The following is an 8,916-nucleotide window of genomic DNA, read 5'->3' as shown; positions in this document are numbered from 1 at the left end:
GCAAATGTTGGAATCAAAAAGACCACTAGCAACTATATGTATCTAGTGGATTTTTCGAATTTGACGTTTGAAACAGCGTATGTGTCAGCCGGGATTCAAACGTCAAATTCAATCCACTAGGTGTAAGACCTATCCAAGCGGCGAAATCGCGACCTGACTTAAACATCTTGGGATCGGGAGTCTTCATCATCAACAGCGATGCGCCAATCGGTCCGACACCTGGTATTTCGGCTAGCCGGATGCTGCATTCATCCGAGCGATGTAATGTGGTAAGCCTTTCCTCGACAGCTTTCGTTTCCGCAAGCAAATCTTGATATTCATCGCCATGCATGGCAAAAAGCGCGCGGGCCAGTTCAGGTAATGATGGATCAACCGCTATTCGCTCTAACAAAGGCTCAATGCGGCACATGCCGGTGGCAGCGGCGGTCTCGAACTCCATAGCAAAACCTCGAATGGTATTAGCGAGCTGCGTCCGATTGCGAATGAGACTCTCTCGCATGCCGATAAGCATCAATGCCGCTTGCTGGTCGGCAGTTTTCACCGGCACGAAACGCATGGTAGGCCGGCTCATCGCCTCGCATAAAGCTTCCGCATCCGCAGCGTCTTTCTTGCCACGGTTAACATAGGGCTTCGCCAATTGAGGCGCGATCAGCTTCACCTCATGGCCGAATGAGCTTAATGCCTTGCCCAATGATGAGATCCACCACAAGCTTCGAGTGCAATAGTAGTCGGCGACGCTTTCTCGAAGAATCTCACCATCTCTCTACGTGAAAGCTTCTTACGAAGGAATTGGCTGCTCGGCTGCGTTCACGCCATGCAACTGGAAAACACTCTTTGACGTATCTATACCTATTCGAATAATCTGTTCCAAGGACGGTCTCCCTCGATTGAGCTTTCAACGAACTCATTCTGGCACATCGCGATGCCGTTGGGAGCCGTCCACACCAACAGACCTGATTGGGTCTGGTAACCGCCAGCTTGCGCAGGAGGTAGGGATAGACCTTGTGCCCTGGCGCTGGTTTCGACGTGTTCGGGCCATGGTAGATCGCCTCGATACCCATCTTCTTCATGAGCGCGGCGACGTGCAATCGCCCAACCTCCAGCCCTTCTCCCCTCAAAAGCCCTTGCACCATCCGACTTCCGGCAAACGGGTAATCGAGATGCAATTCGTCGATCCGGCGCGTCAAAGCCAGATCGACGTTCGGCACTGGGCGCGGAGAATAATAGACACTGCCACGACTGAAGCCGAGAAGCTTCGCCTGGCGCACGACGGATAGCTCGTGATTGCGGTCAATCATTTCTTTCCGCCCAGCAATCCCGCCTTGCCGAGCGCTCCGGTTATCGTAGCGGGGACCGTGGCCCCAGTGGGGCCGCGTAAGCCCCAAGCGAAGCATCATTCTCCAGTGTTAGCTCGCCGATCTTGGCGTGAAGCGTTTTGACGCCGACGGTAGGCCCCGCAAGTTCGGCCTTGGTTTCATCGCCGAAAACGCCTGTCGCTCCCTCAAGAAGCTGTTCTTTCCACTGCTTGATCTGATTGGTATGCACGTCGAACTGCTGGGATAATTCCACCAGCGTCTGCTCGCCTCTGATCGCGGCAAGCGCCACCTTGGCCTTGAAAGCCGGGCTGTGGTTCCGGCGTGGTCGTCTCGTCATGGTATCTCCTGTTCTCCGCATCTAAGCCGATGTCAGGCAGAAATTCCACTTATCCTAGCTGTTCAAATCTTCCGAGCCACCTCTCCTTCGCGGTTGAAGTCGTCCAGGACGTTCAGCAGCCGGAATTGCCTTCCATCCTCCAGCCGGTCGGCTATGAAATCCATGGACCAGACCATGTTCGGCGCATCTGGCACGGTCAGAGCATCGGGCTTGTCCCGCGTCAACCGCTTGCGCGGCTTGGTCCTGAAGTTCAATTCAAGCTCACGCGTTTATGGTTCCAGTGATGCCCCCGGACATTGCGCAGATAAAGGAAACACAGACCGAAGCCCCAGGTCTTCTTTGCCCGCGTCGGTCCGATCAGGAGATCGGCAATCTGCGCGTTCTCGTCGTTCAGCCTGGCGCTGTAACGATAACATGTCTCGCTGACCTCGAAGATGTGGCAGGCAAGCGCAACGCTCACCCCTCGCAACGCCACTGCTTTCCCGGCCATCTCCCGGCGTTAAGATGGCCGCGTCACTTTTTTCCAAGAGCCTCTTTGAGCAGTTCCGCCTGCATGCTAATCTCCGCATACATCTTCTTCAGGCGACGGTTGCTCCGCCGGGCAATTGATTCACTGGATGAATTGCTTTTCCGGCTTCGATCCTCCAGAGCCTTCATCTGGCTGATCATCGAGGCATCCATAACACCGTATTTAACTATCTGACTAAAGTGGAGAAATCTCCATTTCCCTGGTGACAGATTCATCGATGGGCGTTTCATATGTCATCAGGATGTAACCAAGAACAGAATAGAAGCCGACCGTAGCGATCAAGTCGAAAACGGCGGCTCTCCCAATGCGAGCGGCTAACCGTTTTTCGAGATCGAGTGGCAACCGTCTTTTGTCGAAAAGGCAGTCGACGGCTTCCGCAATCAGCCCATCTTCGCCTTCCGGTGTGGAACGCATGGCTGCGATGCGCTCATCCGACATTCCAAGCGCACGAGCGCGGCTCACATGGTGCGCCCATTCGTAAGCCGACCCCATGCGGTGCGCCGAGCGCAGAATAACCAGTTCCGAACGCTCCAGACCGAGCGCGCTGTCCTTCACGATATGCTGGCGCAACGGCGCCCAGGCCCGAACGAGATCCGGGTGATGCGCCATCGTACGATAAACGTTCAAGGCGCCGGCGAAGCCGGACCGAAGATCTTCGATAGCTGCGGGCCAGTCGGCGTCTTTGAGCGGTGGGCATGGTGTCTTGGTCATTGCGGTGTCTCTATAATCTCGTTCTTTTCAACAGCAGGAGCGTCTTCGCGTAGAGCTCTGGAACGCGGTCAGTACCAGTCGCGGGCGCGATAATGTTGTGCACAGCGGAGGCAAAGGCGATGCGATGCGACATCGTCAGCCCCGTATTGCAGCTTCAATTGCAGACGACACCCGATCGACAATCAGGTCGACTTCTTCAGGCTGAATGATATAGGGCGGCGCGAGCAGAACATGATCGCCGCGAACACCGTCAATTGTGCCGCCCATTGGATAGCAAAGGAGACCCCGCTGCATCGCTTCCCGCTTGATCCGTGCATGCAACTTCTTTGCCGGATCGAATGGCGTCTTGGAATCCCTATCAGCCACGATCTCGATGCCGCGGAAAAGCCCGCGTCCGCGAATATCACCGACATGCGCATTCTGCCCAAGAGCGGCCTCAAGACCCGACTGGAGGCGTTCCCCCATGCGGACAACATTGTCGAGAATGTCGGTGCCAGTCAGGATTTCCACGACCTTATCGGCGGCAGCTGCTGCAACCGGATGACCGATATAGGTATGACCGTGCTGGAACAGACCGGAACCGTCTGCAAATGCGCGATAGATCCGCGCCGAGAGAACAACCGCGCCGATGGGCTGATAACCACCACCGAGCCCCTTCGCGATTGTGACCAGATCAGGAACGATGCCTTCCTGTTCGAAGGCAAAAAGCGTTCCGGTGCGACCCATGCCACACATGACTTCGTCCAAAATCAGGAGAACACCGTATTTGTCGCAGACAGCGCGGATTTTCTTGAAATAATCGGCGACCGGCCCAACCGCGCCAAGCGTAGCGCCCACAACCGGTTCGGCGACGAAAGCGATGACTTCATCGGCGCCCAGTTCAATGATCTTGGCTTCAAGTTCAGCGGCAAGACGCGTCGCATAATCAGTGCCGTCTTCCTGCGCCGTTTGATCGCGATAGGAATAGCAGGGCGATACGTGATGGGTCTCCGGGAGGATGGGCTGAAACTGTGCACGGCGCCAGGCGTTACCACCCGTCGCAAGCGCGCCAATGGTGTTGCCGTGATAGCTCTGACGGCGCGCGATGATGTGGCGGCGTTGCGGCTGGCCGATTTCGACGAAATACTGGCGCGCCATTTTCAGAGCGGCCTCGACTGCCTCAGACCCGCCGGATACCAGATAGACATGGTCCAATCCGTCCGGGGTCATGGTGACGAGGCGTTCGGCGAGCGATTCCGCTGCGTCGGTCGTGAAGAACGATGTATGCGCGTAGCTGATACGATCAATCTGCGCCTTCATCGCAGCTGCAACGTCTGCATTGCCATGACCAAGACAGCTGACAGCCGCCCCGCCCGATCCATCGATGTAACTGCGCCCTTCACTGTCCGTGATATAGATACCCTGCCCGCCCACGGCTCGCGGTAAATTGGCATTGATCGAACGGTGGAGAATTCGTGTCATGTTTCTCTCGATTGCCTTGAAAAGTTCATCGACCTACGTTTCGATACATTTGTTGCAGGCTTTTCCTCACATTGCAACATATGTTTTATAGTGTAAATTGTGGGCACAAACGTATTATTTAAGCAGCGGCGAAACGTTGTGATCACGGACCAGTAGGGCGCTTTAACCCCATAAGTTGCGAAATTATTTGACTTTTTACGTAAGACCGCCAAATTCGATTGAAACTCATCCGACGAAAGACGATACAAATGTTGCATACCGACCCATTACGGGCGCGCATCATTGCTCGCTTTGACGAAATGTCACATCAGTTACAGCAAGCCGCCCGATACATTCTGGCCCATCCACAAGATGTCGCCCTTGTGTCCATGCGAGAGCTTGCGCGCAATGCAGGCGTCCAGCCTTCCACGATCACCCGTTTGACCAAGTTTCTCGGCTTGGACAGCTATGAAGAAATCCGATCCCATCATGCGCAGGCAATTCGAATCAGCGCCGATGGCTTTGCCGCCCGCGCCCTGCAATATAATGTCGATACGCCGGGTGGTGACACCAACGACCTCGCCCGCAATATGCTTCAGGGCCTGTCGGCCCAGCTTGCGCGTCTTTGTGAACCCCAGTCGCTCAACCAGTTGAGCGCAGTGGCCGACCATCTCTTGGAAGCCCGTCGTGTCTATGTGCTGGGACTTCGGTCCTGCCATTCCGTTGCGTGGCATTTTCATTATGTCATGTCATTGTTGGGCGACAAGACAGTGCATCTCGATGGCCCGGCGGGAACCGGCGGCGATGCACTGATGCATGCAGGCTCCGAGGACGTTCTTTTTGCCATTTCAATAAACCCTTATGCATTGCAGACATTGGAACTTGCTGAAATCGCCAGACAAAAGGGCATGCCGATTGTCGCGATCACAGATAGCGAAGTTTCGCCGCTCGTTGCGATTGCCACTCAAAGCGTACTGGTTTCAACCGAGAGCCAGACATTCTTTCATACGTTGACGCCAGCGCTTGCCGTTTCGGAAGTGCTGTGCGGCCTTCTGGCCAATCGCAATCGTCCTCAATCCGTCGAGGCGCTGACCAATGCCGACCGTTATCTGCAATCCTTGAACATTTACGCAAGCACGATCCCCCAGCGAAAGCTGTAGACCTCACCTTGGTCCGCAAATCACACAGGCTCCAACCGATTGATATGACGAATAAATCGGCATTCTGAACAATTTTCACGGTCACTTCGCGCAAATTTTCATTGCGACAAATATAAAAAAGCATTCTATATTTGCATACAGCAGAGAGGGATCAACCTTCAACGCAACCAACGATAAAGGGAACACATCCATGAAAACGCGTATTCGTCATCTGTTGCTGGGCGCTGTTATCGCCGCCATCTCCATCGGCACTGCAAAGGCCGAAGACCTCGTCGTTGCGACCGATACCGCCTTCGTGCCCTTCGAGTTCAAGCAGGGCGACAAATATGTCGGGTTCGACATCGACCTGTGGGATGCCATCGCCAAGGATCTCGGCGTTACCTACAAGCTCCAGCCGATGGACTTCAACGGCATTATTCCCGCACTTCAGACCAAACAGGTCGATGTTGGTCTTGCCGGTATAACCATCAAGGATGAGCGCAAGCAGGTCATCGATTTCTCCGACGGATATTATGATAGCGGATTTTTGCTGATGGTGCCTGCAGACAGCGCAATCACGGGCGCGCAGGACCTGAAAGGCAAGACGGTGGCGATCAAGACCGGAACCTCTGCCGCCGACTATGCCAAAGCGAACTTCAAGGACACTGAATTGCGTCAGTTCCCGAACGTCGACAACGCCTATATGGAATTGCAGACGGGCCGCGTGGATGCAGCCATGCACGATACGCCGAACATCCTCTACTACATCAACACCGCGGGCAACGGTAAGGTAAAGGCTGTGGGCGAACAGATGATGGCTCAGCAATACGGCATTGCGTTTCCCAAGGGCAGCGATCTCGTCGCCAAGGTCAATGCATCGCTCGCCAAGCTGAAGCAGGACGGAAGCTACACCGCTATATACAAGAAATGGTTCGGCACCGAGCCAAAACTTTGATCCGTCATTAAACGGTCTTCGCGCGTCGGGCTTACCGACGCGCATCCTATGGGAGTACACCAATGCAGTTTGACTGGTCGGTGGTCGTGGATGCAATGCCCGCCCTTTTGGGCGGCGCGCGCCTGACCATCCTGATTGCTCTTGCCGGCCTTGTCGGCGGCACCATTCTTGGAACAATTACCGGCTTCATGCGGGCCTATGGCAACTGGCTGCTGAACGCCATCGCCTTTATCTATATCGAGATTATTCGCGGTACTCCCATCGTCGTGCAGGTGATGTTCATTTATTTCGCATTGCCGATGGTCGCGGATATTCGTGTGAACCCGATGACTGCGGCCGTGACTGCAATCGTCGTCAATGCTGGCGCCTATATTGCCGAAATCGTTCGCGGCACATTGCTTTCAGTCAGCAAGGGCTTGAAAGAAGCGGGGCTCGCCCTTGGCCTGCCGATGTGGAAAGTGTTGGCCTATGTCATTGGTCCCATCGCTTTCCGCCGCATGATCCCACCGCTTGGCAACCAGTTCATCGTCAGCCTCAAGGACACCTCGCTATTCATCGTAATCGGCGTTGGGGAATTGACCCGGCAGGGTCAGGAGATCATGGCTTCCAACTTTCGCGCCGTCGAAATCTGGACCGCAGTGGCGATATTGTATCTCATCATGACGGGCGTTCTGACCCTTGCTCTCCGCTTCACCGAAAAAAGGATGCGCATCCTATGAGCATCGTCGAGTTCAAGAACGTTACAAAGACTTTCGGCCACATCACCGTTCTCAAGGATGTCGATCTCAGCATCAATGCCGGTGAGGTGGTTGTTCTGATCGGTCCCTCCGGTTCAGGCAAATCCACGCTTTTGCGCTGCATCAATGCACTGGAAGAAATCGATGCGGGTGACCTGATTGTGGACAAGATCAGCGTCCGCGATGGACGCTCGCGCGTGCGCCTGATCCGTCAGGAAGCCGGTATGGTGTTTCAGCAGTTCAACCTGTTTCCTCAGATGACTGCACTCGAGAACGTGGCGTTCGGTCCGCGCCGCGTGCGCGGTGTTTCGAAAGCCGAAGCAATCGAGCAAGCACAGGCCTTGCTGGTCAAAGTAGGCTTGGGAGATCGCGGTGGACATTATCCGTCGGAATTGTCCGGTGGACAGCAACAGCGTGTCGCCATTGCGCGCGCCTTGGCCGTGAAGCCCAAGCTCATGCTCTTCGACGAACCCACCTCGGCGCTCGATCCCGAACTGCGTCAGGAGGTGCTTAAGGTCATGCAATCGCTTGCCGAAGAGGGCATGACCATGATTGTCGTTACGCATGAGATTGCCTTCGCCCGGCAAGTGGGCACCAGACTGATCTTCATGGAGGGTGGCAAGATCACGGTCGATGGAAGCCCTGCCGAATTGCTCGATAATCCCGAAAATCCCCGCCTGCGCGAGTTCCTTCAACATGTCCATTAATGTCTCCAATCGGCTTTCGGCAATCGCAGTCACTGGCACGCCTTTCGAAATCGGAAAGGCGCTGGGGCAGCATGGTGCCGCCGCAGCGCACCGGCATCTGATCCGCACCCACGCCTGGGCCGTCGTTACCGGGTTCAGGGACAGCGAGCGTGTACAAACGGCGCTTGCGCTGACGGAAAAGCATTTTCCAAACTACCTTGACGAGCTAACCGGGCTGGCTGACGGCCTGGACCTTCCTTTCGAGAGTGTTTTTGCTTGGAACTGCCGTGGTGATGTATGGGCTTTAAGTCCGGACGGTTGCACGACCGTGCAGACACCCGGCTCGCAACAGGGGGTCGCTCATAATGAGGATGGTGACCCCGGACTTCGGACGGGCTGCGCGATTGCAACCGTCCAGCCGGATCAGGGCCGCGCTTTCAGCGCATTTGTTTACCCCGCCTCCATTCCGGGCCACACATTTGCACTCAACGACGCCGGGCTTGTGATGACCGTGAACAATATCCGCTCCCGCCAGAGCGGCAACGGGCTTCCGCGCATGGTGCTGACCCGCGCTCTGCTCGATTGCACATCACTGGACGAAGCCATCAATCTCTTGCGCGCTTCGCCGCGCTCGGGCGCCTTCCACCTGACGCTCGCCCGGCCCGGCGAGCCTGAAATCCTCAGCGTCGAATTCACCCATGGCGATGTATCGGTCATTCCGGTGGCCAAACAGTCTTGCCATGCCAATCATCTGATCCATGATACTATGATCGCTGAAAAGCAGGTCGTGACGGGTTCGTCGCTCTCGCGACAGGAACGTGGCGATGAAATGCTCGCCCTTTGCGGAACGATATCTGCTGATCCTTTGACCATTTTGCGCGACACACAACGGACGGCACTGCCGATCTATCGCATGCAGCCGGATGACCCCGACAATGAAAACACACTGGCCACAGCAAACTTTGTGATTGGCGCCGATAGTGTTGAATGCGCAGTTTATGATAATCTCGAATCTTCTTCGCGCTTTCGTTTTCGCAGCGATGCGCTCAGCCCTCAATGAGGTTCA

The 8,916-nt window shown here is 55.5% G+C and carries 7 protein-coding genes and 3 pseudogenes; 5 read left to right on the top strand and 5 right to left on the bottom strand.

The window, feature by feature from the left end:
• Nucleotides 1-118: 118 nt before the first annotated feature.
• The 5 genes and pseudogenes from FIC94_RS18975 to FIC94_RS18955 form a co-directional block, all read right to left on the bottom strand.
• Nucleotides 119-871: pseudogene (locus FIC94_RS18975) on the bottom strand (IS110 family RNA-guided transposase); the annotation flags it as partial.
• A gap of 79 nt (nucleotides 872-950) precedes the next feature.
• Nucleotides 951-1,653: pseudogene (locus FIC94_RS18970) on the bottom strand (IS3 family transposase); the annotation flags it as partial.
• A gap of 83 nt (nucleotides 1,654-1,736) precedes the next feature.
• Nucleotides 1,737-2,379 (bottom strand): annotated as a pseudogene (locus FIC94_RS18965) (transposase family protein); the annotation flags it as partial.
• On the bottom strand, nucleotides 2,357-2,893 hold the full coding sequence (locus FIC94_RS18960) for a carboxymuconolactone decarboxylase family protein (protein WP_140026042.1): 537 nt from the start codon (nucleotides 2,891-2,893) through the stop codon (nucleotides 2,357-2,359). The pseudogene FIC94_RS18965 and the gene FIC94_RS18960, both read right to left, overlap by 23 nt.
• A gap of 135 nt (nucleotides 2,894-3,028) precedes the next feature.
• Complete coding sequence (locus FIC94_RS18955; RefSeq protein ID WP_140026041.1) at nucleotides 3,029-4,354, bottom strand: aspartate aminotransferase family protein; 1,326 nt, start codon at nucleotides 4,352-4,354, stop codon at nucleotides 3,029-3,031.
• 248 nt (nucleotides 4,355-4,602) lie between these two features.
• Between FIC94_RS18955 and FIC94_RS18950 the strand changes: the two genes are divergently transcribed.
• The 5 genes from FIC94_RS18950 to FIC94_RS18930 all read left to right on the top strand — a co-directional run bounded on the left by FIC94_RS18950 (nucleotide 4,603) and on the right by FIC94_RS18930 (nucleotide 8,910).
• Nucleotides 4,603-5,493 carry a MurR/RpiR family transcriptional regulator gene (locus FIC94_RS18950; protein ID WP_140026040.1) on the top strand — a complete coding sequence of 297 codons (891 nt, stop codon included), beginning with the start codon at nucleotides 4,603-4,605 and terminating at the stop codon, nucleotides 5,491-5,493.
• Between the two features lie 190 nt (nucleotides 5,494-5,683).
• Nucleotides 5,684-6,427, top strand: a complete 744-nt coding sequence (glnH, locus tag FIC94_RS18945; RefSeq protein ID WP_140026039.1) for a glutamine ABC transporter substrate-binding protein GlnH — start codon at nucleotides 5,684-5,686, stop codon at nucleotides 6,425-6,427.
• 62 nt (nucleotides 6,428-6,489) lie between these two features.
• On the top strand, nucleotides 6,490-7,146 hold the full coding sequence (glnP, locus tag FIC94_RS18940; RefSeq protein WP_140026038.1) for a glutamine ABC transporter permease GlnP: 657 nt from the start codon (nucleotides 6,490-6,492) through the stop codon (nucleotides 7,144-7,146).
• Nucleotides 7,143-7,871, top strand: a complete 729-nt coding sequence (gene glnQ, locus FIC94_RS18935; RefSeq protein WP_140026037.1) for a glutamine ABC transporter ATP-binding protein GlnQ — start codon at nucleotides 7,143-7,145, stop codon at nucleotides 7,869-7,871. Before glnP ends, glnQ begins: the two co-directional genes overlap by 4 nt.
• Nucleotides 7,861-8,910 carry a C45 family autoproteolytic acyltransferase/hydrolase gene (locus FIC94_RS18930; protein ID WP_140026036.1) on the top strand — a complete coding sequence of 350 codons (1,050 nt, stop codon included), beginning with the start codon at nucleotides 7,861-7,863 and terminating at the stop codon, nucleotides 8,908-8,910. The genes glnQ and FIC94_RS18930 overlap by 11 nt, the downstream gene beginning before the upstream one ends.
• The last annotated feature ends 6 nt before the right edge of the window (nucleotides 8,911-8,916 follow it).

The sequence above is a fragment of the Ochrobactrum teleogrylli genome (assembly GCF_006376685.1).
Lineage (GTDB): Bacteria > Pseudomonadota > Alphaproteobacteria > Rhizobiales > Rhizobiaceae > Brucella > Brucella teleogrylli.
Note: the sequence above shows the minus strand (reverse complement) of the source record. Positions and strands in the feature narration are given on the sequence as shown.

Bases quoted from the DNA above. Each gene is read 5' to 3' on its own strand.
- glnH (WP_140026039.1), top strand. From the start codon at position 5,684: ATGAAAACGCGTATTCGTCATCTGTTGCTGGGCGCTGTTATCGCCGCC.
- glnQ (WP_140026037.1), top strand. From the start codon at position 7,143: ATGAGCATCGTCGAGTTCAAGAACGTTACAAAGACTTTCGGCCACATC.
- FIC94_RS18930 (WP_140026036.1), top strand. From the start codon at position 7,861: ATGTCCATTAATGTCTCCAATCGGCTTTCGGCAATCGCAGTCACTGGC.
- FIC94_RS18955 (WP_140026041.1), bottom strand. From the start codon at position 4,354: ATGACACGAATTCTCCACCGTTCGATCAATGCCAATTTACCGCGAGCC.
- FIC94_RS18950 (WP_140026040.1), top strand. From the start codon at position 4,603: ATGTTGCATACCGACCCATTACGGGCGCGCATCATTGCTCGCTTTGAC.
- glnP (WP_140026038.1), top strand. From the start codon at position 6,490: ATGCAGTTTGACTGGTCGGTGGTCGTGGATGCAATGCCCGCCCTTTTG.
- FIC94_RS18960 (WP_140026042.1), bottom strand. From the start codon at position 2,893: ATGACCAAGACACCATGCCCACCGCTCAAAGACGCCGACTGGCCCGCA.